Below are 25464 nucleotides of genomic sequence, written 5' to 3' on the forward strand. Positions count from 1 at the left end.
ATGCAGATAGGACTGGATTTCAACCTGGTCGAAGACCTGGTCGCCGGTGTCGATGAAGTGGGCCGTGGCCCGCTGTGTGGCGCGGTGGTGACCGCCGCGGTGATTCTTGATCCTGCGCGGCCGATTCTTGGCCTGAACGATTCGAAGAAGCTGACCGAAGCCAAGCGTGAAGCGCTGTTCGACGAGATTTGCGAAAAAGCCCTGAGCTTTTGCATCGCTCGCGCCGAGGTGGAGGAGATCGACCGGCTGAATATTCTGCAAGCCACGATGCTGGCCATGCAGCGTGCGGTTGAAGGGTTGAGTGTTACGCCCAAGCTCGCGCTGATCGACGGTAATCGCTGCCCCAAGCTGGCGGTGCCGGCTGCGCCGGTGATCAAGGGCGATAGCCAGGTCCCGGCGATCGCCGCCGCGTCGATTCTGGCCAAGGTGACCCGTGACCGTGAGATGAGCGCGTTCGAGCTGATCTATCCGGGGTACGGGATCGGTGGGCACAAGGGCTACCCGACGCCGGTGCACCTCGAAGCCCTGGCGCGACTGGGGCCTACGCCCATTCATCGGCGCTCCTTTGCACCGGTACGGGCTGCCTGGGAAGCTCGTGAAGGCGTTACCGATTCTCTGATCTAGTCGATCAGGGCCGCTTTGCAGCCCCAACCCCCCCCTCGCATTTACGCTACAATCCCGCCCTTGTCGTTCAGCACTGCTACAGGATCATCCATGTCGGTTCCCTTCGTTCACCTGCGCGTCCATTCCGAATTCTCGCTGGTTGACGGCCTGGTGCGGATCAAGCCGCTGGCCAAGGCGCTGGCGGGGATGAACATGCCGGCGGTGGCGATCACCGACCAGAGCAACATGTGCTCGCTGGTAAAGTTCTACAAGACCGCCATGGGCGCCGGTATCAAGCCGATCTCCGGTGCCGACCTGTGGCTGGCCGGCGCCGACCCGGAGGCGCCGCTTTCGCGTATCTGCTTCCTGGCGATGAACCCCAAGGGCTATCGCAACCTCACCGAGCTGATTTCGCGGGGCTGGACCGACGGCCAGCGCAATGGTCTGGTCATCCTCCAGCGTGACTGGATCGCCTCGGCCAGCGAGGGCCTGATTGCCCTTTCCGCGGGCAAGGAAGGCGATATCGGCATGGCCCTGATGGCCGGCAGAGACGGCGAAGCCGAAGCGCTGCTGAGCGACTGGATGCGCATGTTCCCCGAGCGCTTCTACGTCGAGGTCCAGCGCACCAACCGCGCCGGTGACGAAGAGTACGTGCACGCTGCCGTGGCCCTGGCCGACAAGCTCGATGCGCCGCTGGTGGCGACCAACGACGTGCGGTTCATCAAGCAGTCCGACTTCGATGCCCACGAAACCCGTGTCTGCATCGGCGAAGGCTGGACCCTCGACGACCCGCGCCGTCCGCGTGGCTACAGCGACCAGCAGTACCTGAAGTCGGCCGAGGAAATGGCCGAGCTGTTCAGCGACCTGCCCGACGCCATCGCCAACACGGTCGAGATCGCCAAGCGATGCAACATCCAGGTGCAGTTGGGCAAGTACTTCCTGCCTGACTTCCCGACGCCCAATGGCATGGGCATCGACGATTACCTGCGCCACGTTTCCCACGAAGGCCTGGAAGAGCGTCTGGCGGTGCTCTGGCCCAAGGAAACCACGCCGAATTACGAAGAGAAGCGACAGGTCTACCTGGATCGCCTGAAGTTCGAACTGGACATCATCATCCAGATGGGCTTCCCCGGTTACTTCCTGATCGTTATGGACTTCATCAAGTGGGCCAAGAACAACGGCGTGCCGGTCGGTCCTGGCCGGGGGTCGGGTGCGGGTTCCCTGGTGGCCTACGTGCTCAAGATCACCGACCTGGATCCGCTGGCCTACGACCTGCTGTTCGAGCGCTTCCTCAACCCTGAACGTGTATCCATGCCCGACTTCGACGTCGACTTCTGCATGGATGGCCGGGACCGGGTGATCGATTACGTGGCCGAAGCCTATGGCCGCAACGCGGTCAGCCAGATCATCACCTTCGGCACCATGGCTGCCAAGGCGGTGGTGCGAGACGTGGCGCGGGTGCAGGGCAAGTCCTACGGCCTGGCCGACCGTCTGTCGAAGATGATTCCGTTCGAAGTGGGCATGACCCTGGAGAAGGCCTACGAGCAGGAAGAAATCCTGCGCGACTTCCTCAAGGGCGACGAAGATGCCCGCGAAATCTGGGACATGGCGCTCAAGCTCGAAGGCGTCACCCGGGGTACCGGCAAACACGCCGGTGGTGTGGTTATCGCCCCGACCAAGCTCACCGACTTCTCGCCGATCGCCTGTGACGAAGAGGGCGGCGGCCTGGTGACCCAGTTCGACAAGGACGACGTCGAGGCGGCGGGCCTGGTGAAGTTCGACTTCCTCGGCCTGCGTACCTTGACCATCATCAAGTGGGCGATGGAGACGATCAACCGCGAGCAGGCCAAGAACAACCTGCCCGACCTCAACATCGACTTCATTCCGCTGGATGACCGCAAGACCTACGAGCTGTTGCAAAAGGCCGAGACCACGGCAGTGTTCCAGCTCGAATCGCGCGGCATGAAAGAGCTGATCAAGAAGCTCAAGCCCGACTGCCTGGAAGACCTCATCGCACTGGTGGCACTGTTCCGCCCCGGTCCGCTGCAGTCGGGCATGGTGGACGACTTCATCAACCGTAAGCACGGCCGCGCCGAGCTGGCCTACCCGCACTCCGACTACCAGTACGAAGGGCTCAAGCCTGTGCTGGCTCCGACCTACGGCATCATCCTGTATCAGGAACAGGTGATGCAGATTGCCCAGGTCATGGCCGGCTATACCCTTGGCGGCGCCGACATGCTGCGCCGGGCCATGGGTAAGAAAAAGCCCGAGGAGATGGCCAAGCAGCGCGGTGGTTTCATCGAAGGTTGTGTCGCCAACAATATCGAAGCGGACCTGGCCGGTAACATCTTCGACCTGGTAGAGAAGTTCGCCGGTTACGGCTTCAACAAATCCCACTCGGCGGCCTATGGCCTGGTCTCCTACCAGACCGCCTGGCTCAAGACTCACTACCCGGCGCCGTTCATGGCCGCGGTACTGTCGGCGGACATGCACAACACCGACAAGGTGGTGGTGCTGATCGAGGAAGTGCGCAGCATGAAGCTGCGCCTCGATGCGCCGGACGTGAATGCCTCCGAGTTCAAGTTCACGGTCAATGACGACGGCCGCATCATCTATGGCCTGGGCGCCATCAAGGGTGTCGGTGAAGGCCCGGTGGAGGCTATCGTCGAAGCGCGCACCCAGGGCGGGCCATTCAAGGACCTGTTCGACTTCTGCGAGCGCGTCGACCTCAAGCGCGTCAACAAGCGTACCCTCGATGCACTGATCCGCAGTGGCGCGCTGGACCGCCTCGGGCCGCACTTCCATGATGAGATCAAGGCTTACCACGCCAGTATCGACGTCAATCGCGCCACTTTGCTGTCGGCCCTGGAAGAAGCCATCAAGGCTGCCGAGCAGACCGCGCGCACCGCTGACAGCGGTCACGTCGACCTGTTCGGCGGGCTGTTCGTCGAGGAGGACTCCGACGTCTACGCCAACCATCGCAAGGTGCGCGAACTTACCCTCAAGGAGCGCCTGAAGGGCGAGAAGGACACCCTTGGCGTCTACCTCACCGGCCACCCGATCGATGAATATGAGGGCGAGATCCGCCGCTTCGCACGCCAGCGCATCATCGACCTGAAGCCGTCTCGCGAGACGCAGACCATCGCCGGGATGATCATTGCGCTGCGAGTGATGAAGAACAAGAAGGGCGACAAGATGGGCTTCGTCACCCTGGACGACCGCTCTGGACGCATCGAAGCGTCGCTGTTCGCCGATGCCTTCATGGGCGCCCAGGCGCTGTTGCAGAACGATGCGATGGTGGTTGTCGAGGGCGAGGTCAGCAATGACGACTTCTCCGGTGGCCTGCGCCTGCGCGTGAAGCAGGTGATGACCATGGAGGATGCCCGTACCAAGCTGGCCGAGAGCCTGCGCCTGAAGGTGGCCCATGATGCCCTCAAGGGCGATCGCCTGAACTGGCTGGGCGAGCTGATCACTCGTCACCGCGGCGGATGCCCGATCACGCTCGAATACACAGGCAGCGACGCCAAGGCCATGCTGCAGTTCGGCGACCAATGGTCGATCGACCCGGCCGATGGCCTGATTCAGGCGCTGCGTGACCAGTTCGGGCGTGAGAACGTCTTCCTGCAATATCGTTGAACCGACCAAATTTAATCTCGACCTGAATGCGCCTGATCCCTTAAGGTAAGGCGCCAAACGGATCAACCGGCCGGCCGCCTGGCCGTAGACCCAAGACGGATGACTATGAACCCGAATTTTCTCGATTTCGAACAGCCGATTGCCGACCTGCAAGCCAAGATTGAAGGGCTGCGCCTGGTAGGCAACGACAACTCGCTGAACATCAGCGATGAAATTGCCCGTCTGCAAGACAAGAGCAACACCCTGACCGAAAGCATCTTCGGCAACCTGACCAGCTGGCAGATCGCGCGCCTGGCTCGCCATCCGCGTCGTCCCTACACCCTGGACTACCTGGATCACATCTTCACCGAGTTCGAAGAGCTGCACGGCGATCGCCACTTCTCCGACGACGCCGCCATCGTAGGCGGTACCGCGCGCCTGGATGGCAAGCCGGTGATGGTCATCGGCCACCAGAAGGGCCGCGAAGTGCGCGAAAAGGTTCGCCGCAACTTCGGCATGCCGCGCCCTGAAGGCTACCGCAAGGCCTGCCGCCTGATGGAAATGGCCGAGCGCTTCAAGATGCCGATCCTGACCTTCATCGACACCCCGGGCGCCTACCCGGGCATCGACGCCGAAGAACGCAACCAGAGCGAAGCGATCGCCTGGAACCTGCGCGTCATGGCGCGCCTGAAAACCCCGATCATCGCCACCGTGATCGGTGAAGGTGGCTCCGGCGGTGCACTGGCCATCGGTGTCTGCGACCAGCTGAACATGCTGCAGTACTCCACCTACTCGGTGATCTCGCCGGAAGGCTGCGCCTCGATCCTGTGGAAGACTGCCGACCGTGCGGCTGACGCGGCCGAAGCCATGGGTGTTACTGCCGAGCGCCTGAAGAGCCTGAACATCGTCGACAAGGTCATCCAGGAGCCGTTGGGCGGCGCCCACCGTGACCCGGCGAAGATGTCCGAAAGCATCCGCGCCGACCTGGTCCAGCAGTTGGACATGCTCGGCAAGTTCGACCACGACGCGCTGCTGGCCCGTCGTTACGAGCGCCTGATGAGCTACGGCCTCTGATAGAGCCTGGGGCCGCTTTGCGCCCCAATCGCCGGCAAGCCGGCTCCCACAGGGGAAGGACGTGTGGGAGCCGGCTTGCCGGCGATTGGGGTGCAAAGCGCCCCCGGCAATCTCAAGCCAAGTGAGGCCCCCATGATCAACCTCACCTCCTGGCTCAATGCCCCTGCCTGGCACATCGCCTTCTCTGGCGGCCTCGATTCCACCGTCCTCCTGCACCTGCTGGCCGACTACGCCCGCAGCCACGCAACCCCTGGGCTGCACGCCATCCACGTCCACCACGGCCTGCAAAGCGCCGCCGATAGCTGGCCAGACCATTGCCAGGCTGTCTGTGAACGGCTGGGCATCGAGCTCACGGTCATCCGCGTCCAGGTCGCCTCCGGCCCCAGTCTTGAGCAAGCGGCCCGCGATGCCCGCTACGCGGCATTCAAGCGCATTCTCGGCCCCGGCGAGGTGCTGTTCACCGGCCAACATCGCGAAGATCAGGCCGAAACCCTGCTTTTCCGCCTTTTGCGCGGTGCCGGCCTGCGAGGGCTATCCGCGATGCCGGAGCAGCGTCCGCTGGGGCCGGGCAGGCTGGTCCGGCCGTTGCTGACGATTTCACGCAAACAGCTGCACGCCTATGCGCAAGCCCACGGGTTGATCTGGATCGAGGACCCTTCCAACAGCGACACGACCTTTGCTCGCAATTTCCTGCGCGGCGAAGTGTTCCCGCTGCTGCAGCAGCGTTGGCCACAGGCCAGCCAGAACCTTGCCCGCAGTGCCGAGCACCTGAGCGAGGCACAAGGGCTGCTCGACGAGCTAGCCGAGGGCGACCTGGCACTGGCCGGGGAGAGCGCACCCGATAACTGGCCAGGGCTGGATTCCCTCGAACTTGCGCCGCTTGTCGCGTTGTCGCCTGCGCGCCAGCGTAATGCGTTGCAGTATTGGCTAGCCCCGCGAACCCGGTTGCCGGATACCCGTCACTGGGCCGGCTGGGCGGATCTGCGCGACGCTGCAATCGACGCCCGACCCGTGTGGCAGCTGACAGACGGTCACCTTGTGCGCAGTCACGGCCGGATCTGGTGGCTCAGTGGTGACTGGTTGCAGCCTGTCACTGGGGCTCTGTGCTGGGACCAGCCCGAAACCCCTTTGTCGTTGCCCGGCAACGGCCGTGTCCAACTGCAGGGCCATGCCCATGGCAATCTGCATATCGCCTACCGTCAGGGCGGCGAATGGCTGGACGTCCCAGGCCGCGGCCGACGCGACCTCAAGCGCCTGCTTAACGAGTTGCAGGTGCCGCACTTCGTGCGCCCGCGCTTGCCCTTGCTGTACTGCGGCGAGCGCTTGCTGGCGGTGGCCAACCTGCCTGCGCTCGGGCAGGCGGATTGCCAGCTGCACTGGCAGCCGCCGACGAACGCGCAAGGTTTGAGCTGAAGGGTACATTCCGGTAGACTACCCTCCCTTCTTGATACAACTTCTGTGGCTTCCTCGGAAACACGGCAGTTGCCGATTACCACGCAGTTTTTTGCTGGGCTGATTCTGGAAATGACGAGCGAGCTCCATGCCGGGGATACCCCTGGTCTGTACAGACGCGGCAGTTTTTCGAGATGCACTGTGATTGACGCAGGTGATCGGGGGCTTCGGCCTTCCTTCGCTTTCTCCGGCGGCGCAAACCGCCTTAACGCAGACTTCTAGGGTTTTTCATGACGCGCTACATATTCGTCACGGGCGGTGTTGTTTCTTCATTGGGGAAAGGCATTGCCTCGGCTTCCCTGGCGGCCATCCTGGAAGCGCGGGGGCTCAAGGTCACCATGCTCAAGCTGGATCCGTACATCAACGTCGATCCTGGCACCATGAGCCCGTTCCAGCATGGTGAGGTGTTCGTCACCCACGACGGCGCCGAGACCGACCTTGACCTGGGCCACTATGAGCGGTTCATCCGCACCACCATGACCCAGAACAACAACTTCACCACGGGCCGTATCTACGAGCACGTGCTGCGCAAGGAGCGCCGTGGTGATTACCTGGGCGCGACCATCCAGGTCATCCCGCACATCACCGACGAAATCAAGCGTCGCATCATCAAGGGTGCCGGCGACGCCGACGTGGCCTTGGTGGAAATCGGCGGTACCGTGGGCGACATCGAGTCGCAGCCGTTCCTCGAGGCGATCCGTCAGCTGCGCGTAGAAGTGGGCTCCAAGCGCGCCATGCTGATGCACCTGACCTTGGTTCCTTACATCGCTACCGCTGGCGAAACCAAGACCAAGCCGACCCAGCACTCGGTCAAGGAGCTGCGCTCCATCGGCCTGCAACCTGACGTGCTGATCTGCCGTTCCGACCATCCGGTCGATGCTTCGTCGCGCCGCAAGATCGCGTTGTTCACCAACGTCGAAGAGCGTGCGGTCATCTCCCTGGAAGACGTCGACACCATCTACAAGATCCCGGGTGTGCTGCATGCCCAGGGCCTGGACGATTTCGTCGTCGAGCGCTTCGGCCTGCAATGCAATGGCGCCGACCTGTCCGAATGGGACAAGGTCGTCGATGCCAAGCTCAACCCTGAGCACGAAGTGACCATCGCCATGGTCGGCAAGTACATGGAGCTGCTGGACGCGTACAAGTCGCTGATCGAAGCGATGAGCCACGCCGGCATCACCAACCGCACCAAGGTCAACCTGCGCTACATCGACTCGGAAGACATCGAGAACCAGGGCACCAGCCTGCTGGAAGGCGCCGACGCCATCCTGGTACCGGGCGGTTTCGGCCTGCGCGGCGTGGAAGGCAAGATCACCGCGGTGCAATACGCCCGTGAGAACAAGGTGCCGTACCTGGGTATCTGCTTAGGGATGCAGGTGGCCGTGATCGAGTTCGCCCGTAACGTGATGGGCTGGAAAGACGCCAACTCCACCGAGTTCGACCGCAACGGCGGCCACCCGGTAGTCGGCCTGATCACCGAGTGGGCCGATGCCACCGGTGCCGTCGAGACCCGTACCGAAGCTTCCGACCTGGGTGGCACCATGCGCCTGGGTGCGCAGGACTGCCAGCTGACTGCCGGTTCCAAGGTGCATGACTGCTACGGCAAGGACGTGATCACCGAGCGCCACCGCCACCGCTACGAAGTGAACAACAACCTGCTGCCACAACTGGTCGACGCTGGCCTGGTGGTTTCGGGCCGTTCCGAAGACGGTGCGCTGGTCGAAGTGGTCGAGTCCAAGGACCACCCATGGTTCGTTGCCTGCCAGTTCCACCCGGAGTTCACCTCCACCCCGCGTGACGGCCACCCGCTGTTCAGCGGCTTCGTCAAGGCGGCCCTGGCCCAGAAGAACAAGGCCTGACCTCAGGCTTTGATGAGTTTTCCGACGGTAGAAACCGCGCAAAGCTCATTTCTCGGGTAAAGTACCGCCCGTTCTGCCCCTGACCCGCCGGTCAGGGGCTGCTTCTGCCAGGCCTGCCTGCTGCATATCCGCCTGGCACAAGGCAAGAATTTCCTAAAGCTGCGTTGTTTTCGTCAATTCTGGAGTGCTTACAACAATGGCAAAAATCGTCGACATCAAAGGTCGTGAAGTTCTCGATTCGCGTGGCAACCCCACCGTGGAAGCCGATGTACTGCTCGACAACGGCATCATCGGCAGCGCTTGCGCGCCGTCCGGTGCTTCCACCGGCTCGCGCGAAGCGCTGGAGCTGCGTGATGGCGACAAGAGCCGTTACCTGGGCAAGGGCGTGCTGAAGGCAGTCGCCAACATCAACGGCCCTATCCGTGACCTGCTGCTGGGCAAGGACCCTTCCGACCAGAAGGCCCTGGACCGCGCCATGATCGAACTGGACGGTACCGAGAACAAGGCCAAGCTGGGCGCCAACGCCATCCTGGCCGTTTCCCTGGCTGCCGCCAAGGCCGCTGCCCAGGACCAGGACCTGCCGCTGTACGCGCACATCGCCAACCTCAACGGCACCCCTGGCCAGTACTCGATGCCGGTTCCGATGATGAACATCATCAACGGTGGCGAGCACGCCGACAACAACGTCGACATTCAGGAGTTCATGGTTCAGCCGGTTGGCGCCAAGACCTTCTCCGATGGCCTGCGCATGGGCACCGAGATCTTCCACCACCTCAAGGCTGTGCTGAAGGCTCGTGGCCTGAACACCGCCGTGGGTGACGAAGGTGGCTTCGCCCCGAACCTGGCTTCCAACGAAGACGCTCTGGCTGCCATTGCCGAAGCCGTCGAGAAAGCCGGCTACAAGCTGGGCACCGACGTGACCCTGGCTCTGGATTGCGCGGCTTCCGAATTCTACGAAGATGGCAAGTACAACCTGTCCGGTGAAGGCAAGTCGTTCGACGCCGAAGGCTTCGCCGAGTACCTGAAAGGCCTGACCGAGCGCTTCCCGATCATCTCGATCGAAGATGGCCTGGACGAGTCCGACTGGGCTGGCTGGAAAATCCTGACCGACAAGATCGGCGAGAAAGTCCAGCTGGTCGGTGACGACCTGTTCGTGACCAACACCAAGATCCTCAAGGAAGGCATCGAGAAGGGCATCGGTAACTCGATCCTGATCAAGTTCAACCAGATCGGCTCGCTGACCGAAACCCTGGAAGCCATCCAGATGGCCAAGGCTGCTGGCTACACCGCGGTGATTTCGCACCGTTCCGGTGAAACCGAAGACTCGACCATCGCCGACCTGGCCGTAGGTACCGCTGCTGGCCAGATCAAGACTGGCTCGCTGTGCCGTTCCGACCGCGTTTCCAAGTACAACCAGCTGCTGCGCATCGAAGAGCAACTGGGTGCCAAAGCGGTTTACCGTGGTCGTGCCGAGTTTCGCGGCTAAGCAAGAGATGGTAAAAAGACAGCAGCCGAGGCTGTCGGAACTTTCGTGCTGAATTTTCCGGCGCTTCAAGCGGGTTTCTGTCTACGAAGCCTGGCCTCGGCCAGGCTTTGTGCTATTTGAGACTTGCCCCGTTGCGGTGGTCTTTTTAACCTGGATACCTTGATGCGCAGTCCCTATTGGTTGTTCCTTGTCCTGCTCCTGCTGCTCGGTGGCCTGCAGTACCGCCTTTGGGTGGGTAATGGCAGCCTGGCGCAAGTGACCGAGCTCAAGCAGCAGATCGACGAGCAGCATGCCGAGAACGAGCGGCTGCTGGAGCGTAACCGCGTGCTCGACGCCGAGGTGCTGGAGCTCAAGAAAGGTATGGAGACCGTGGAAGAACGGGCTCGTCATGAATTGGGAATGGTCAAAGAGGGCGAAACCCTCTTCCAGCTGCCGCAAAAATGAATGAAACGCTACCGGCCTTCTGGGCCGTGATTCCTGCCGCGGGCGTAGGTGCTCGCATGGCTGCCGACCGCCCCAAGCAATACCTGCAACTGGCGGGGCAGACCCTTCTCGAGCACAGTCTCGACTGTTTTCTCGGCCATCCCGCGCTCAAGGGCGTGGTGGTCAGCATTGCTGAAGACGACCCTTACTGGCCTGGCTTGCCCTGTGCCAGCGACCCGCGCATCCAGCGTGCAACGGGTGGACGCGAGCGTGCCGACTCGGTGCTCAATGCCTTGCTGATGCTGCATGCCCAAGGGGCCGCGGACAGCGACTGGGTGTTGGTGCACGATGCGGCGCGGCCGAACCTGGCGCGCACGGACCTGGACCGTTTGTTGTCGGAATTGGCTGATGATCCGGTAGGTGGACTGCTGGCAGTTCCCGCGCGCGATACGCTCAAGCGCGCGGACGCCAAAGGCCGGGTCAGTGCTACCGTCGATCGCAGCACCATCTGGCAGGCGTATACGCCGCAGATGTTCCGCCTAGGGGCCTTGCACAGGGCACTGGCCGAGTGTCTGGTGTCCGATGTGGTGGTGACCGATGAAGCGTCCGCCATCGAATGGTCCGGCCAGGCACCGCGGCTGATCGAAGGGCGCAGCGACAACATCAAGGTGACCCGGCCGGAAGACCTGGAGTGGTTGCGCCAGCGTTGGGCCGGGCGTCGCTGAGTAGTCTGTACCGGCCTCTTCGCGGGACAAGCCCGCTCCCACAAGGACATGCAAGCCCTGTGGGAGCGGGATTGTCCCCCGCGAAGAGGCCAGCAAATCCAGCTCATGCCATCAGCCCCCCCCGATACTCCGGCAACCCCGCCAACCCATCCTTCAGATAGTCCACCAGCCGCCGGACCTTCGGCGATAGATGCCGTTGCTGCGGATACAACGCCCACACCGCCGTATTCGGCGGTTGATGCGCCTCTAGCAGCGACACCAGCGCACCACTGTTCAGATGCTCCAGCACGTAGTAATCCGGCAACTGGCACAACCCCATGCCCAATAGCGCCGCATCCAGCACCGCCTGCCCGCTGTTGCAGCGCCAGTTGCCCTGTACCCGCTGACTGATTTCACGGCCATCCTGCTGCAGCGCCCACAGGTCGGAACTCCCCACCAGGCAGTTGTGCCGGGCCAGTTCCGACAGGCTGTGCGGCCTGCCGTACCGTTCGAGATAGCCAGGTGACGCGCACAGGTACATGCGCCGTGGTGCCAGGCGGGTAGCCACCAGCCGAGAGTCGGCGAGCCGGCCCAGACGGATGGCCAGGTCCATGCCTTCGTGCAGGAGGTCCAAGGTGCGATTGCTCAGCTCAACCTCGACCCGCAACTGTGGATACAGCGCCATGAAACGCGTCACCAATGGCACGATGAAACGCTCGCCGTAGGCCACCGCGCAGGTCATGCGCAGCAGCCCCTTGGGCTCGCTGGCGAGGTCACCCATGGCCCGCAATGCCTCCTCGCGCCCGTCCTGCAGGCGCTGGCAATGTTGCAGGAACGTCTGCCCGGCTTCGCTCAAGGTCACGCGTCGGGTGCTGCGGTACAGCAATCGCGTCTGCAGGCGTTCTTCCAGCCGGGCGATCTGCCGGCTGATATGCGACGACGACACGCCCAGGCGCTCGGCCGCCGCAGTGAACTGGCCAGACTCGGCCACGGCGACGAATTCGTCGATCCCTTCCCAGCGACTGCTCATCGATTATCCCTGAATGGCAATAATGTTTTGTCTTTGCCTGGATTATTCATCAAATAAGCATCAATTACACTGGAAGACTGAACTGAACCTCTGCCTGGAGACCCCCATGATCAAGTCCCGTGCTGCCGTTGCCTTCGAGGCCAAGAAACCCCTGGAAATCGTCGAAGTGGACGTAGCCATGCCCAAGGCTGGCGAAGTGCTGCTGCGCGTGGTGGCCAGTGGTGTCTGCCATACCGATGCCTACACCCTGTCCGGTGCCGACCCTGAAGGTATCTTCCCGTCGATCCTCGGCCATGAGGGTGGCGCGATCGTCGAGGCAGTGGGCGAGGGTGTCACCTCGGTGGCCGTTGGCGACCACGTGATCCCGCTGTATACCCCCGAGTGCGGTCAGTGCAAGTTCTGCCGCTCGGGCAAGACCAACCTGTGCCAGGCCATCCGCGCCACTCAAGGCAAGGGCCTGATGCCGGATGGCACCACGCGGTTCTCCTACAAGGGGCAGCAGCTGTTCCACTACATGGGTACCTCGACCTTCTCCGAGTACACCGTGCTGCCGGAAATTTCCGTGGCCAAGATCCAGAAGGAAGCTCCGCTGGAGAAGGTCTGCCTGCTCGGCTGCGGCGTCACCACCGGTATCGGTGCGGTGCTCAATACCGCCAAGGTCCAGCCCGGTGACACCGTGGCCATCTTCGGCCTGGGTGGCATCGGCCTGTCGGCCGTGATCGGCGCGGTCAAGGCCAAGGCCTCGCGCATCATTGCCATCGACATCAACCCGGCCAAGTTCGAAATCGCCCGTCAGTTGGGCGCTACCGACTGCATCAACCCGAAAGACTACGACCGTCCGATCCAGGAAGTGATCGTCGACCTCACCGACGGTGGCGTGGACTTCTCCTTCGAATGTATCGGCAACGTGCAACTGATGCGCGCGGCCCTGGAATGCTGCCACAAGGGCTGGGGCGAGTCGGTGATCATCGGCGTGGCCGGTGCCGGCCAGGAAATCGCTACACGTCCATTCCAGCTGGTGACCGGGCGTGTCTGGCGCGGTTCGGCCTTCGGTGGCGTGCGTGGCCGCAGCGAACTGCCAAGCTACGTGGAAATGTCCGAGAAGGGCGAGATTCCACTGGATACCTTCATCACCCATACCATGGGCCTTGAAGACATCAACAAAGCCTTCGACCTGATGCACGAAGGCAAGAGCATCCGCAGCGTGATTCACTTCTGAGGTCCGTCATGAGCCTGGATAACATTTCCTGCCAGAAGAGCTTCGGTGGCTGGCACAAGCGTTACCGGCATCACTCCAAGGTGCTGGGGTGCGACATGGTGTTCGCCGTCTATCTGCCACCGCAGGCCGAGCAGGGCGAGAAGCTGCCGGTGCTGTACTGGCTCAGCGGCCTGACCTGTACCGATGAGAACTTCATGCAGAAGGCCGGCGCCCAGCGCCTGGCTGCCGAACTTGGCCTGATCATCGTTGCCCCCGACACCAGCCCGCGTGGCGAGCAGGTGCCGGGCGACCCAGACGGGGCCTGGGACTTTGGCCTGGGTGCGGGCTTCTATCTCAACGCCACCCAGCAGCCCTGGGCGCAGCACTACCGCATGCACGACTATGTGGTGCAGGAGCTGCCGGCACTGATCGAGGCGCATTTCCCGGCCTCTGATCAGCGCAGTATCAGTGGCCACTCCATGGGTGGGCACGGCGCATTGGTGTGCGCCTTGCGCAACCCGGGGCGCTACCGCTCGGTGTCGGCGTTTTCGCCGATCAGCAACCCGATGGACTGCCCGTGGGGCGAGAAGGCCTTCAGCCGTTACCTGGGTGAAGACCGTGCCCGCTGGCGCGAGTGGGATGCCAGTGTGCTGCTGGCCGAAACCCCGGCGGGCGAGTGCCCGCCGATGTTGGTAGACCAGGGTGATCGTGATGATTTCCTGGAGAAGCAGCTCAAGCCTGAAGCGCTGGAGCAGGCGGCACGCAAAGGCGGGCATGAACTGACCCTGCGCCTTCAGCCTGGCTACGACCACAGCTATTACTTCATCGCCAGTTTCATCGATGAGCATTTGCGCCATCATGCGATGGCACTGGGCCGCCTGTAGGCCCCGATCGGCGTGGGGGCCGGCTTGCCGGCGATGGGCTGCGAAGCAGCCCCAATACTGCATAAAGCAGGTAGAATTGCGCCCTGACTCTATCAGGGCGTTTTTCTATGCGTATTGGCCACGGCTACGATGTGCACCGTTTCAGCGACGGTGAATTCATTACCCTGGGAGGGGTGCGTATCCCCCACAAATACGGCCTCCTGGCCCATTCCGACGGCGACGTGCTGCTGCACGCCCTGAGCGATGCCTTGCTTGGCGCTGCGGCGCTGGGTGACATCGGCAAGCACTTTCCCGACACCGATCCGCAGTTCAAGGGCGCCGACAGCCGCGTGCTGCTGCGCCACGTAGTCGGCATCGTTCTGGCCAAGGGCTGGAAGGTCGGCAACGTCGACGCCACCATCGTTGCCCAGGCGCCGAAGATGGCCCCGCATATCGAAACCATGCGCCAACTGATCGCCGAAGACCTGCAGGTCGAACTCGACCAGGTCAACGTCAAGGCGACCACCACCGAAAAACTCGGCTTCACCGGTCGCGAGGAGGGCATCGCCGTGCATGCGGTCGCCCTGCTGCTGCCAGCATGACCGAACTGGATCTGCTGGGCCCGCGCGCATCGGGCGAATCCCTGGGCAGCGCCGTGCTCAAGGCGGTGGCGGAAGACTTCCAGGTCGACGAAGTCCTGGACATTCCATTGTCCGGCCAGGGCGAGCACCTGTGGCTGTGGGTCGAGAAGCGCGACCTCAACACCGAAGAAGCGGCCCGTCGCCTGGCGCGTGCTGCAGGTGTGCCGGCGCGGGCCATCAGCTATGCCGGCCTCAAGGACCGCCAGGCCCTGACCCGCCAGTGGTTCAGCCTGCACCTGCCAGGCAAGGCCGACCCCGATCTGTCGCGTGCCGAAGACGAAACCCTGCGCGTACTCAAGCAGGTGCGCCACCAGCGCAAACTGCAACGCGGGGCCCATTCGGCGAACGGCTTCACCCTGCGCCTGACCGGGTTGGCGGCTGATCACCAGGCACTGGATGCGCGGCTGGAATGGCTCAAGCAACACGGCGTACCCAACTACTTCGGTAGCCAGCGGTTCGGCCATGGCGGCGGCAACGTTCACGATGCCCAGGACTGGGCTGCGCGCAAGGCCCTGCCAGAGCAGCGCAACGTGCGTTCGCGCCTGCTCTCGGCGGCGCGCAGTTATGTGTTCAACCAGGTGCTGGCGGCGCGTGTTGCCGATGGCAGCTGGCAGCGCGCCCAGGTCGGCGACCTGTTGGCGTTCACCGACAGCCGCAGTTTCTTTCCGGCAGGTGAAGAGGAATGCTCCGATCCGCGTCTGGCCATTCTCGACTTGCATCCGACCGGCGCCATGTGGGGTGAAGGGCCTTCGCCTGCGGCCGGTGGCACCGGCACGTTGGAGTCGGCGATCGCCGCGCAGCACCCGGCTCTTTGCCAATGGCTGGCCAATGCAGGCATGAGTCACGAACGGCGAATCCTGCGGCTCCCTATTGGCGGCTTGACGTGGCATTATCCCGAGCCTGATATCCTGCAACTGGAATTCGTCCTTCCGGCCGGATGCTTCGCCACCGTGGTGGTGCGCGAACTCGTCGATCTGGTGCCGGCAGGGCAGACGGACAGCCCATGCGTATTCTGATTTCGAATGACGACGGTGTTACCGCACCCGGCCTCGCCGCACTTCATGGTGCGCTGGCGGATTATGCCGAGTGCGTGGTGATCGCCCCAGATCAAGACAAGAGCGGCGCCGGCAGTTCGCTGACGCTGGACCGGCCGCTGCACCCGCAGACCTTGGCCAACGGCTTTATCAGCCTCAACGGCACGCCCACCGATTGCGTGCACCTGGGGTTGAACGGCTTGCTGCCTGAACCTCCGGACATGGTCGTTTCGGGCATCAACCTGGGCGCCAACCTGGGTGATGACGTGATCTATTCCGGCACGGTCGCCGCCGCACTGGAAGGGCGCTTCCTGGGGGGCACGTCGCTGGCGTTCTCGCTGTTGTCGCGCTTGCCCGACAACCTGCCGACCGCGGCCTTCATCGCCCGCCGCCTGGTGGAAGCGCAGTCGCGCCTGGAGCTGCCCCCGCGCACCGTGCTCAACGTCAACATCCCCAACCTGCCGCTGGAGCACATCCGTGGTATCCAGCTCACCCGCCTCGGTCATCGGGCGCGGGCGGCGGCTCCGACAAAGGTGGTCAACCCGCGTGGCAAAGAGGGATACTGGATTGCGGTGGCCGGCGATGCCGAGGATGGCGGGCCTGGCACCGACTTCCATGCGGTGATGCAAGGTTACGTGTCTATTACCCCGTTGCAGCTGGACCGCACCTTCAATGATGCCTTCGAGCAGCTCCACGGTTGGCTGGAGGGCCTGCTCTGATGCGTGAACAGGACGATCTGCAGCATCGTGGTATCGGCATGACCTCCCAGCGAACCCGGGAGCGCCTGATCCAGCGCCTGAGCGAGGAAGGGGTGTCCAACCCCAAGGTACTCGATGCCATCCGCCGTACCCCGCGCCACCTGTTCGTCGATGAGGCCCTGGCCCATCGCGCCTACGAAGACACCGCGTTGCCGATCGGGCACAACCAGACCATCTCCCAGCCGTTCATGGTTGCGCACATGAGCGAACTGCTGCTGGAGGCCGGGCCGCTGGACAAGGTGCTGGAGATCGGCACCGGCTCTGGCTATCAGACCGCGATCCTGGCCCAGCTGGTCGAACGGGTTTTCTCGGTAGAGCGGATCAAGGTCCTGCAAGACCGGGCCAAGGAACGCCTGCTCGAGCTCAACCTGCGCAACGTGGTATTTCGCTGGGGCGACGGTTGCGATGGCTGGCAGGCGCTGGCTCCCTACAATGGCATCATCGTCACGGCGGTGGCCCCGGAAGTGCCGCAGGCCCTGCTTGACCAACTGGCACCCGGCGGTCGCATGGTGATCCCGGTGGGGCCGGCTGGCGAGGTGCAACACCTGATGCTGATCGTCCGTGAAGAGCAGGGTTTTTCCCAGCGCGTACTGGGCGCGGTGCGTTTCGTGCCATTGCTCAATGGCCCGTTGGCCTGAGCCAGACGGAATATTTCCAGCGGCGAAGAATTCTTGCCGTTTCGCCCTGTCTATCTGGCGGGGTATGCCGATACCGTCAAGGGGGCGGGCAGGCCTTGGCCTTCCTCGCAGAGACGGTGGGCTCGGTTATAATTGCAACAATATTGCATTTCTGGTCGTTTTATCGATTTCGGCACCATGAGGGGAGCGCGGGTGGGGCACACAGTCATTCTGCAGCGCAAGGATCAATCGGGTTTCAAGCTTCTGGTGGCTGCTCTGGCCATTGGCACCCTGCTGACAGGTTGCTCCAGCACCGGCTCGAGCGGTGCGCGCGTGGTCGACCGCAACAATAATGCGGCGCCCAAGCGGCCAACCGTGACCTCGGGTCAATACATCGTCAAACCGGGCGATACCTTGTTCTCCATCGCCTTCCGCTATGGCTGGGATTACAAGGAGCTGGCCGCGCGCAATGGCATCATTGCCCCTTACACGATCCGCCCAGGTCAGCCGATACGCTTCAGCAGCGCATCGACGGGCACCACCACGGTGGTCTCCAGCCCGTCGTCTTCAAGCAAGACCACCGTCATTCGTCGGCCTGTTACTGCGCCTATCACTCCGCCCGCCAACGCCGGAAAACCGACGCCAACAACGCCCGCCACGCCTACCCCGGTGGTTACCACGGTGCCCGCTGCAGAGCGCGCCGTAGGGGGCTGGACCTGGCCTGCCAATGGCGTGCTGATTGGCAAATTTGCTTCAAACGGTAGTTTGAATAAAGGCATTGATATCGCCGGTGATTTGGGACAGCCTGTTTTTGCTGCGTCTGATGGTGCGGTGGTTTACGCCGGGAGTGGTTTGAGGGGCTACGGCGAACTGATCATCATCAAGCACAGCGACACCTACGTCAGTGCCTACGGCCATAACCGCAGGCTGTTGGTTCGGGAGGGGCAGCAGGTCAAGGCAGGGCAGTCGATTGCTGAAATGGGGTCCACGGGCACTGATCGGGTGAAGCTGCATTTCGAGATTCGCCGCCAGGGCAAACCCGTCGATCCACTCCAGTTCCTGCCACGTCGTTGACCGTTGTACCCGGCCTGTTCCTGTGATGTAGAGGGGACAGGCTCCTGCGTTGCCAGGGATACAGGCGCCGCTCGAGTCTGAGTTCGAACTCAGCAAAGGGACTATAACAATGGCTCTCAATAAAGAAGCGCCGGAGTTTGACATCGACGATGACGTCCTCCTGATGGAGACGGGCATCGTTTTGGAAACGGATGTGGTGTCAGACGAACCTGCTGTACCGTCGGTTCGGACCAGGGCCAAATCAGGCTCTTCGCTCAAACAGCATAAGTACATCGATTACAGCCGGGCGCTCGACGCTACCCAGTTGTATCTCAATGAAATCGGCTTCTCACCGCTGCTTTCGCCGGAAGAGGAAGTGCACTTTGCGCGCTTGTCGCAAAAGGGCGACCCTGCTGGCCGCAAGCGCATGATCGAAAGCAACCTGCGCCTGGTTGTGAAAATCGCCCGTCGTTACGTCAATCGCGGCCTGTCGCTGCTCGACCTGATCGAGGAGGGCAACCTGGGGCTGATCCGTGCCGTCGAGAAGTTCGACCCGGAGCGTGGTTTCCGTTTCTCGACCTATGCGACCTGGTGGATTCGCCAGACCATCGAGCGGGCGATCATGAACCAGACCCGCACCATTCGCCTGCCGATCCACGTGGTCAAGGAGCTCAACGTCTACCTGCGCGCCGCGCGGGAGCTGACCCAGAAGCTCGATCACGAACCTTCGCCGGAAGAAATCGCCACTCTGCTGGAGAAGCCTGTTGCCGAGGTCAAGCGCATGCTCGGTCTCAACGAGCGGGTTTCCTCGGTGGATGTGTCCCTCGGGCCGGATTCGGACAAGACCCTGCTCGATACCCTGACCGACGACCGCCCAACCGACCCTTGTGAGTTGCTGCAGGATGACGACCTGTCGCAGAGCATCGACCAGTGGCTGGGCGAGCTGACCGACAAGCAGCGTGAGGTGGTAGTGCGCCGTTTCGGCCTGCGCGGTCATGAGAGCAGCACCCTGGAGGACGTTGGCCTGGAAATCGGGCTGACTCGCGAGCGGGTACGGCAGATTCAGGTAGAGGGGCTCAAGCGCCTGCGTGAGATTCTCGAAAAGAATGGGCTGTCCAGCGAGTCGCTGTTCCAGTAAGCGATGATTCCCGAATGCAGAGCGCCCCGATGACCTCGGGGCGTTTTTGTTTGTGCTTTTTGTGTATGCCTGACCCGCGAAAGGGCCGGTGCAGAGAACGCAAATTTCATGAATCGCGCTAGCGCAGATGCATTGCGTGTAAGCCTTTGCTTACTCGTGGTGTAAGCCATTGATGTAGGGGCTAGTAAATCATTGTCGTTTCCAGATCCATAAAATTCGCATCTATCTGAAAATAAACAACTTTCTGAATATGTGGAAATGTGTCCCCGGTAATGTCTTGTGAGGTTTCTCAGTTGCCTGCCCAGCGGAAGTCGCTAGTATTCGAACTGTGCACACGGACACGCACAGGCTTTCAGGAAGAAGGCCAAGGACATCGCAAGAAGCGATTCATCAGGACGATGTTTGGGACAAGCAGGGACTACGGAAAAATGTGGGCGGGTCAAACCGCCCCTTTTTTTGCCTGCAAGAAATGAAAAAAGGCCCGTTGCGGGCCTTTTTTGTTATCTGGGTGCTATCAGCGTTCCAGATCGGCAATCTTGCCAGTTTTGCCATCCCACTCTTCGGCGTCCGGCAGGGCATCCTTGCGCTCGGTGATGTTCGGCCAGATCTCTGCCAGCTCGGCGTTGAGCTCGATGAAGTTTTCCATGCCCGCAGGCACTTCGTCTTCCGAGAAAATCGCCTGGGCGGGGCATTCAGGCTCGCACAGTGCACAGTCGATGCACTCATCGGGATGAATGACCAGGAAGTTCGGGCCTTCGTAGAAGCAGTCCACCGGACAGACTTCCACGCAGTCGGTGTATTTGCATTTGATGCAGTTGTCGGTGACGACGAAGGTCATTTCTAGTTTTCTCCTCAGGCGACGGCGGCGGCCCTTCCTCTCAGGGCCGCGCGGTTTACGGGTACATGGCTGCAGGCCAGGCTAATAACCTGCAGCACCAGCAAACCGCGGCGGATTCTACCAGCTTGTAGTGGGCGCCGTTATAACAGGTTTTTTAGTTGATATAGCGTTTCGATAGCTTGACGCGGCGTCATGTCGTCCAAGTCCAGCTTGCCCAGCTTCTCGATGGCTGGATGTGGCAGGCTGGCGAACAGGTCGCTCTGGTGCGGTGCCTGTGGCTCGCCTTTGGCTTTCTTGGTAACGGGCAATTCATGCGGCAGGCTGCTGGTTTCCAGGCGGCCCAGATGCTCGCGCGCGCGTTGAATAACCACGGAGGGTACGCCTGCCAGTTGCGCCACGGCCAGGCCATAACTCTGGCTGGCGGGGCCAGGCAGGACATGGTGCAGGAACACGATACGCTCGTTGTGCTCGGTAGCGTTCAGGTGCACGTTGGCCACCAGGGGTTCGCTTTCCGGCAGTACGGTGAGCTCGAAGTAGTGGGTGGCGAACAAGGTGTAGGCGCGCAGTTGCGCCAGGCGCTCGGCGGCAGCCCAGGCCAGTGACAAGCCGTCGAAGGTACTGGTGCCGCGGCCGACCTCGTCCATCAGCACCAGGCTGCGGTCGGTAGCGTTGTGCAGGATGTTGGCGGTTTCGCTCATCTCGACCATGAAGGTCGAACGCCCACCGGCCAGGTCGTCGCTGGAGCCGATGCGGGTGAAGATGCGGTCGACCAGCGACAGCTCGCAGTTGGCCGCCGGAACGAAGCTGCCGATATGTGCCATCAGCACGATCAGTGCGGTCTGACGCATGTAAGTGGACTTACCGCCCATGTTCGGACCGGTGATGATCAGCATGCGCGTGCTGTTGTCCAGGCTCAGGTCGTTGGCCACGAACGGGGTGGTCAGCACCTGCTCGACTACCGGATGACGGCCTTGGTCGATGCGCAGGCAAGGCTCGTCGACGAAGCGCGGGCAATTGAGGTCGAGGTTCAGCGCACGCTCGGCCAGGTTGCTCAGCACATCCAGCTCGGCCAGGGCGGCGGCGCTGTCTTGCAGCGGTGCGAGATGGCTGATGAGGGTTTCCAGCAACGCGTCATAGAGCATTTTTTCGCGGGCCAGGGCACGGCTCTTGGCCGACAGTGCCTTGTCCTCGAACGCTTTCAGTTCGGGCGTGATGAAGCGTTCGGCACCTTTGAGCGTTTGCCGGCGAATATAGTCGCCCGGTGCCTGTTCGGCCTGCTTGGTGGGCAGTTCGATGAAGTAGCCGTGCACGCGGTTGTAGCCGACCTTCAGGTTGGCAAGGCCGGTGCGGGCTTTCTCACGGGTTTCCAGGTCGATCAGGAACTGGCCGGCGTTTTCGCTGATGGCCAGCAATTCATCCAGGTCGTTGTCGTACCCGGCCTTGAGCACACCGCCGTCGCGAATCACTGCCGGCGGGTTGTCGATGATCGCCCGCTCCAGCAGGCTGGCAAGTTCTGGGTAAGTGCCGGTGATGGCGGCCAGGCGCGCCAGGTGCGGGGCCTCCAGCTCGGCCATGGCGTTTTGCAGCTCAGGCAGGGCACAGAGGGCATCGCGCAGGCGCGCCAGGTCACGCGGGCGGGCATTGCGCAGGCCGATACGGGCGAGAATCCGCTCGATATCGCCAATTTCCTTGAGCTGCGGCTGCAGTTTTTCGAAGCGATAGCCATCGAGCAGGCAGCGGATCGAATCCTGGCGCGCTTGCAATACCTTGGGGTCGCGCAGCGGGCGGTTCAGCCAGCGCGTCAACAGGCGGCTGGCCATGGCGGTCTGGCAGCGGTCGAGCACCGACTGCAGGGTGTTGTCCCGCCCGCCGGCCAAGTTGATATCCAGCTCGAGGTTGCGGCGGCTGGCGCCGTCGAGGATCACCGTATCATCGAGGCGTTCGTGACGCAGGCTGCGCAGGTGGGGCAGGGCAGTGCGCTGGGTTTCCTTGGCGTAGGTCAGCAGGCAGCCGGCAGCGCCAATGGCCAGGGTCAGCTTGTCGCAGCCGAAGCCTTTCAGGTCCTTGGTCGCGAATTGCTGGCACAGCGCCTTGCGCGCTGAGTCGCGGTCGAAGTCCCAGGGGGCGCGCCGACGTGCTCCCGGTCGCTTCTCGGCCGGCAGGTCGCGCGGCCAGTCGTCGGGGATCAGCAGCTCGACCGGGTTGAGGCGTTCAAGCTCGGCCAGCAGGTTCTCCCAGCCCTTGATTTCCTGAACACTGAAGTTGCCGCTGGTGATGTCCAGCACCGCCAGGCCGAACAAGCGCTCATCACCCAGCAGCGCGGCGATCAGGTTGTCGCGGCGCTCGTCCAGCAGCGCCTCGTCACTGACCGTGCCAGGGGTGATGATGCGCACCACCTGGCGCTCGACCGGGCCTTTGCTGGTGGCGGGGTCGCCAATCTGTTCGCAGATCACCACCGACTCGCCAAGCTTGACCAGTTTGGCCAGGTAGCCTTCCAGCGAATGGAACGGAATTCCGCACATGGGGATCGACTGGCCGGCCGACTGACCGCGCGCGGTCAGGGTGATATCCAGCAGTTTCGCGGCTTTTTTCGCATCTTCGTAGAAGATTTCGTAGAAGTCGCCCATGCGGTAGAACATCAGCTGGTCCGGGTGCTGGTTTTTCAGCTTCCAGTACTGCTGCATCATCGGGGTGTGTGCGGAAAGATCAGACATTCAGGGCCTTACAGCGGGTGATCTGGTTGGCGATTATGAAACCGGCAATGGTACAGGCTTTTTCAACGAGATGCAGGCAGACGCCCTTGGGCGTGCGTGCGTACCCGGGTACGTTGCATTTCGTGTGGCGCCCTTGCATTATGCACGCTATGCAAAAACGCAATGTAGCCATCGTACTTAGAGAACTGCTCGATCGCCACGGCCTGTCCCCGACGGAGCTGCACCGGCGCACGGGCGTACCGCAATCCACCCTGTCGCGTATTCTCGGCGGCAAGATCGTCGACCCTTCGGACAAGCATGTGTCGAAGATCGCCGACTACTTCGGTGTCAGCACCGAGCAGCTGCGTGGCCGTGCCGAACTTGGCCAGCCGCGCGAGGCCGCACTGCCGGCCCATGGCCACGCGGACCTCAGCGACATTAGCCTGTGGGACGATGAAACCCCCGTCGAGGACGACGAGGTGTCGGTACCTTTTCTTCGCGAGGTCGAGTTGGCAGCAGGATCAGGAAGATTCGTCATCGAAGAGAGCGAGCGCGCGCGCCTGCGCTTCGGCAAGCGCAGCCTGCGGCACAATGGCGTGCAGTTCGATCAGGCCAAATGTGTGACGGTACGCGGCAACAGCATGCTGCCGGTGCTGCGCGATGGTGCCACGGTCGGGGTGAATACTGGAAAGTGCTCGATCGGTGACATCATCGATGGCGACCTCTATGCCATCAACCACAATGGCCAGTTGCGCGTGAAGCAGGTCTACCGCCTGCCTACCGGTATTCGCCTGCGCAGTTTCAACCGCGACGAGCACCCCGATGAGGACTACAGCTTCCAGCAGATGCAGGACGAGCAGATCAGCCTGCTCGGGCATGTGTTCTGGTGGGGGATGTACGCCCGCTGACAGCCCCGGCCTGAGGAAAAACCCGCCCCGGCGGGTTTTTTTTCGCCTGCAGAAAATCCCTACAAGCCCGATCGCGCACAGCCTTCATGCATATCAGCAAAAAGTAGTGCATAGATATTTCCAGAAACGCATTGACTGCTTATGCATTGATGCATATCGTGTATTTCAAGCCGGACGCATACTGGTTGTGACGCAGCCAGTGATGGGCAGGCCTCAACTGTCCAGGGGCTGGCAACTGGCCCGGGTGTACAGCGTAAAGCTGGAATGCCGAGTTCACCCACAACGGACCTGTTGGCCAGTGCCGGCAGGCATCACGCAGGAGGCAGGACAGCGATGAACGCACAACAAGCGTTATTGGAAATGCCGCTCTGGCTGGTAATCGTCCTGGCATTGCTGGGCGGCCTGAGCGGTGAGATGTGGCGGGCCGACAAGGCTGGCGCCAAAGGCTGGTCGCTGTTGCGACGGTTGGTGCTGCGCTCCGGGGCATGCATGGTCTGCGGGGTATCGACGGTGATGCTGCTGTATGCCGGCGGCCTGTCGATCTGGGCGGCCAGTGCAGTTGGCTGCATGACCGCGGTAGGGGGTGCCGACGTGGCCATGCGGATGTATGAGCGCTGGGCGGTTCGGCGTCTGGGGTTGTGCGACAGCGCGCAGTCCGATGAGCAATAGCGAGGAGATCAACCATGCTTACAGAAACGCAATTGCTACAGATTTTGCCCAACGCTCGCCCCGTCGCGGGCGTTTTTCTTGCTGCGCTGAATGTCACATTGCCACGTTGGGACATCGACAACCCCAAGCGTGTCGCGGCGTTCATCGCCCAGGTGGGCCATGAGTCCGGGCAGTTCCGCTATGTAAAGGAACTGGGCAGCGATCGCTATCTGGCCCGCTATGACACCAGTAGCCTGGCCTTGCGCCTGGGCAATACGCCGCAGGCGGATGGCGATGGCCAGTTGTACTGCGGGCGCGGCCTGATCCAGGTCACTGGGCGCAACAACTATCGGGCCTGCAGCCATGCGCTGTTCGGCGACGAGCGCCTGCTGGCACAACCGCAACTGCTCGAGCAACCGCGTTGGGCCTGTGAGTCGGCGGCGTGGTTCTGGCATTCGCGCGGACTCAATGGCCTGGCTGATCGGGGCGAGTTCAACAGCATCACGCGCCATATCAATGGGGGGCTCAATGGGTTGAAGGACCGCCTTACGCTCTGGGCGCGGGCGCGCGAGGTTTTGTGTTGAGCGCTTGTCATCAGTTCTGTAGCGTTCGTGAGACCGAGCGCTGCCCGCGCGGCGCATCGCGGATGAATCCGCTCCTACATTTGTTGCAACGTACCTATGCCTGATAGGCCATGGTTGCCAGCCTTGTTGGCACGACGCGATTTTTCGGTTGGCGCGGGTGGTCGACACGATATTTCGCCGCGCGTCAAAGGCGAACAACCATGGCCTGACAGACCGTGGCACGTTGCAACAAATGTAGGAGCGAG

Annotated in this window: 22 protein-coding genes; 19 read left to right on the forward strand and 3 right to left on the reverse strand. The window is 62.2% G+C overall.

Annotated features, from left to right (window positions below):
• The 8 genes from rnhB (at position 1) to ispD (ending at position 11237) form a co-directional block, all read left to right on the forward strand.
• Positions 1-624: a ribonuclease HII gene (gene rnhB, locus ACIPZG_RS02115; protein WP_008094890.1), complete on the forward strand. Its 624-nt coding sequence runs from the start codon at positions 1-3 to the stop codon at positions 622-624.
• A 90-nt stretch (positions 625-714) separates the two neighbouring features.
• Entirely contained in the window at positions 715-4239 is a 3525-nt protein-coding gene (gene dnaE, locus ACIPZG_RS02120) for a DNA polymerase III subunit alpha (RefSeq protein ID WP_400709737.1), read from the forward strand.
• Positions 4240-4344: 105 nt separating this feature from the next.
• The gene (locus ACIPZG_RS02125) at positions 4345-5292 is read left to right on the forward strand and encodes an acetyl-CoA carboxylase carboxyltransferase subunit alpha (protein WP_400709740.1); all 948 of its coding nucleotides are present in this window, start codon (positions 4345-4347) and stop codon (positions 5290-5292) included.
• Positions 5293-5424: 132 nt separating this feature from the next.
• Positions 5425-6705: a tRNA lysidine(34) synthetase TilS gene (gene tilS, locus ACIPZG_RS02130; RefSeq protein ID WP_400709742.1), complete on the forward strand. Its 1281-nt coding sequence runs from the start codon at positions 5425-5427 to the stop codon at positions 6703-6705.
• A 269-nt stretch (positions 6706-6974) separates the two neighbouring features.
• Positions 6975-8603, forward strand: a complete 1629-nt coding sequence (locus ACIPZG_RS02135) for a CTP synthase (protein WP_008099634.1) — start codon at positions 6975-6977, stop codon at positions 8601-8603.
• 196 nt (positions 8604-8799) lie between these two features.
• Positions 8800-10089: a phosphopyruvate hydratase gene (gene eno / locus ACIPZG_RS02140; protein ID WP_008099635.1), complete on the forward strand. Its 1290-nt coding sequence runs from the start codon at positions 8800-8802 to the stop codon at positions 10087-10089.
• A 162-nt stretch (positions 10090-10251) separates the two neighbouring features.
• Complete coding sequence (gene ftsB, locus ACIPZG_RS02145) at positions 10252-10533, forward strand: cell division protein FtsB (protein WP_008099637.1); 282 nt, start codon at positions 10252-10254, stop codon at positions 10531-10533.
• Positions 10530-11237, forward strand: coding sequence for a 2-C-methyl-D-erythritol 4-phosphate cytidylyltransferase (gene ispD / locus ACIPZG_RS02150; protein WP_400709744.1), 708 nt, complete (start codon positions 10530-10532; stop codon positions 11235-11237). Before ftsB ends, ispD begins: the two co-directional genes overlap by 4 nt.
• A 103-nt stretch (positions 11238-11340) precedes the next feature.
• Here the strand turns inward: ispD and ACIPZG_RS02155 are convergent, their stop codons facing one another.
• Complete coding sequence (locus ACIPZG_RS02155) at positions 11341-12246, reverse strand: LysR substrate-binding domain-containing protein (protein ID WP_400709747.1); 906 nt, start codon at positions 12244-12246, stop codon at positions 11341-11343.
• A gap of 106 nt (positions 12247-12352) precedes the next feature.
• Here ACIPZG_RS02155 and ACIPZG_RS02160 point away from each other — a divergent pair, with 106 nt between their 5' ends.
• The 8 genes from ACIPZG_RS02160 to rpoS all read left to right on the forward strand — a co-directional run bounded on the left by ACIPZG_RS02160 (position 12353) and on the right by rpoS (position 19548).
• The gene (locus ACIPZG_RS02160) at positions 12353-13465 is read left to right on the forward strand and encodes an S-(hydroxymethyl)glutathione dehydrogenase/class III alcohol dehydrogenase (RefSeq protein WP_400639277.1); all 1113 of its coding nucleotides are present in this window, start codon (positions 12353-12355) and stop codon (positions 13463-13465) included.
• Positions 13466-13473: 8 nt separating this feature from the next.
• A complete protein-coding gene (gene fghA / locus ACIPZG_RS02165; protein WP_400709750.1) occupies positions 13474-14328 on the forward strand; it encodes an S-formylglutathione hydrolase in 855 nt (284 codons plus the stop codon).
• 107 nt (positions 14329-14435) lie between these two features.
• Positions 14436-14909, forward strand: a complete 474-nt coding sequence (gene ispF, locus ACIPZG_RS02170; protein WP_400709753.1) for a 2-C-methyl-D-erythritol 2,4-cyclodiphosphate synthase — start codon at positions 14436-14438, stop codon at positions 14907-14909.
• Positions 14906-15964, forward strand: coding sequence for a tRNA pseudouridine(13) synthase TruD (gene truD, locus ACIPZG_RS02175; protein ID WP_400709756.1), 1059 nt, complete (start codon positions 14906-14908; stop codon positions 15962-15964). Before ispF ends, truD begins: the two co-directional genes overlap by 4 nt.
• Entirely contained in the window at positions 15952-16701 is a 750-nt protein-coding gene (surE, locus tag ACIPZG_RS02180; protein WP_008099650.1) for a 5'/3'-nucleotidase SurE, read from the forward strand. Before truD ends, surE begins: the two co-directional genes overlap by 13 nt.
• A gap of 38 nt (positions 16702-16739) precedes the next feature.
• Positions 16740-17378, forward strand: coding sequence for a protein-L-isoaspartate(D-aspartate) O-methyltransferase (locus tag ACIPZG_RS02185; protein WP_400639368.1), 639 nt, complete (start codon positions 16740-16742; stop codon positions 17376-17378).
• A 192-nt stretch (positions 17379-17570) separates the two neighbouring features.
• Positions 17571-18431: a peptidoglycan DD-metalloendopeptidase family protein gene (locus tag ACIPZG_RS02190; protein WP_400709759.1), complete on the forward strand. Its 861-nt coding sequence runs from the start codon at positions 17571-17573 to the stop codon at positions 18429-18431.
• 109 nt (positions 18432-18540) lie between these two features.
• A complete protein-coding gene (rpoS, locus tag ACIPZG_RS02195; RefSeq protein ID WP_008099655.1) occupies positions 18541-19548 on the forward strand; it encodes an RNA polymerase sigma factor RpoS in 1008 nt (335 codons plus the stop codon).
• Positions 19549-20062: 514 nt separating this feature from the next.
• Here rpoS and fdxA read toward each other — a convergent pair.
• Positions 20063-20386 (reverse strand): ferredoxin FdxA, encoded by a 324-nt coding sequence (gene fdxA, locus ACIPZG_RS02200; protein WP_004375459.1) that lies wholly within the window; start codon positions 20384-20386, stop codon positions 20063-20065.
• 140 nt (positions 20387-20526) lie between these two features.
• Entirely contained in the window at positions 20527-23100 is a 2574-nt protein-coding gene (mutS, locus tag ACIPZG_RS02205; RefSeq protein WP_400709762.1) for a DNA mismatch repair protein MutS, read from the reverse strand.
• A gap of 149 nt (positions 23101-23249) precedes the next feature.
• Between mutS and ACIPZG_RS02210 the strand changes: the two genes are divergently transcribed.
• The 3 genes from ACIPZG_RS02210 (at position 23250) to ACIPZG_RS02220 (ending at position 25219) form a co-directional block, all read left to right on the forward strand.
• Positions 23250-23987, forward strand: a complete 738-nt coding sequence (locus ACIPZG_RS02210; protein ID WP_400709765.1) for a helix-turn-helix transcriptional regulator — start codon at positions 23250-23252, stop codon at positions 23985-23987.
• 333 nt (positions 23988-24320) lie between these two features.
• Entirely contained in the window at positions 24321-24656 is a 336-nt protein-coding gene (locus tag ACIPZG_RS02215) for a phage holin family protein (RefSeq protein ID WP_400709768.1), read from the forward strand.
• Positions 24657-24670: 14 nt separating this feature from the next.
• The gene (locus tag ACIPZG_RS02220; protein ID WP_400709771.1) at positions 24671-25219 is read left to right on the forward strand and encodes a glycoside hydrolase family 19 protein; all 549 of its coding nucleotides are present in this window, start codon (positions 24671-24673) and stop codon (positions 25217-25219) included.
• The last annotated feature ends 245 nt before the right edge of the window (positions 25220-25464 follow it).

Origin of the sequence: Pseudomonas sp. NPDC089395, assembly GCF_044749525.1 — a bacterium.
In the GTDB taxonomy this organism is placed as follows: Bacteria; Pseudomonadota; Gammaproteobacteria; order Pseudomonadales; family Pseudomonadaceae; genus Aquipseudomonas.

Coding starts and splice junctions, on each gene's coding strand:
- ispF (WP_400709753.1), top strand. CDS start 14,436: ATGCGTATTGGCCACGGCTACGATGTGCACCGTTTCAGCGACGGTGAA.
- ACIPZG_RS02160 (WP_400639277.1), top strand. CDS start 12,353: ATGATCAAGTCCCGTGCTGCCGTTGCCTTCGAGGCCAAGAAACCCCTG.
- fghA (WP_400709750.1), top strand. CDS start 13,474: ATGAGCCTGGATAACATTTCCTGCCAGAAGAGCTTCGGTGGCTGGCAC.
- fdxA (WP_004375459.1), bottom strand. CDS start 20,386: ATGACCTTCGTCGTCACCGACAACTGCATCAAATGCAAATACACCGAC.
- rpoS (WP_008099655.1), top strand. CDS start 18,541: ATGGCTCTCAATAAAGAAGCGCCGGAGTTTGACATCGACGATGACGTC.
- ACIPZG_RS02135 (WP_008099634.1), top strand. CDS start 6,975: ATGACGCGCTACATATTCGTCACGGGCGGTGTTGTTTCTTCATTGGGG.
- ACIPZG_RS02185 (WP_400639368.1), top strand. CDS start 16,740: ATGACCTCCCAGCGAACCCGGGAGCGCCTGATCCAGCGCCTGAGCGAG.
- tilS (WP_400709742.1), top strand. CDS start 5,425: ATGATCAACCTCACCTCCTGGCTCAATGCCCCTGCCTGGCACATCGCC.
- ACIPZG_RS02125 (WP_400709740.1), top strand. CDS start 4,345: ATGAACCCGAATTTTCTCGATTTCGAACAGCCGATTGCCGACCTGCAA.
- rnhB (WP_008094890.1), top strand. CDS start 1: ATGCAGATAGGACTGGATTTCAACCTGGTCGAAGACCTGGTCGCCGGT.
- ispD (WP_400709744.1), top strand. CDS start 10,530: ATGAATGAAACGCTACCGGCCTTCTGGGCCGTGATTCCTGCCGCGGGC.
- dnaE (WP_400709737.1), top strand. CDS start 715: ATGTCGGTTCCCTTCGTTCACCTGCGCGTCCATTCCGAATTCTCGCTG.
- ACIPZG_RS02220 (WP_400709771.1), top strand. CDS start 24,671: ATGCTTACAGAAACGCAATTGCTACAGATTTTGCCCAACGCTCGCCCC.
- ACIPZG_RS02155 (WP_400709747.1), bottom strand. CDS start 12,246: ATGAGCAGTCGCTGGGAAGGGATCGACGAATTCGTCGCCGTGGCCGAG.
- eno (WP_008099635.1), top strand. CDS start 8,800: ATGGCAAAAATCGTCGACATCAAAGGTCGTGAAGTTCTCGATTCGCGT.
- truD (WP_400709756.1), top strand. CDS start 14,906: ATGACCGAACTGGATCTGCTGGGCCCGCGCGCATCGGGCGAATCCCTG.
- ftsB (WP_008099637.1), top strand. CDS start 10,252: ATGCGCAGTCCCTATTGGTTGTTCCTTGTCCTGCTCCTGCTGCTCGGT.
- surE (WP_008099650.1), top strand. CDS start 15,952: ATGCGTATTCTGATTTCGAATGACGACGGTGTTACCGCACCCGGCCTC.
- mutS (WP_400709762.1), bottom strand. CDS start 23,100: ATGTCTGATCTTTCCGCACACACCCCGATGATGCAGCAGTACTGGAAG.
- ACIPZG_RS02210 (WP_400709765.1), top strand. CDS start 23,250: ATGCAAAAACGCAATGTAGCCATCGTACTTAGAGAACTGCTCGATCGC.
- ACIPZG_RS02215 (WP_400709768.1), top strand. CDS start 24,321: ATGAACGCACAACAAGCGTTATTGGAAATGCCGCTCTGGCTGGTAATC.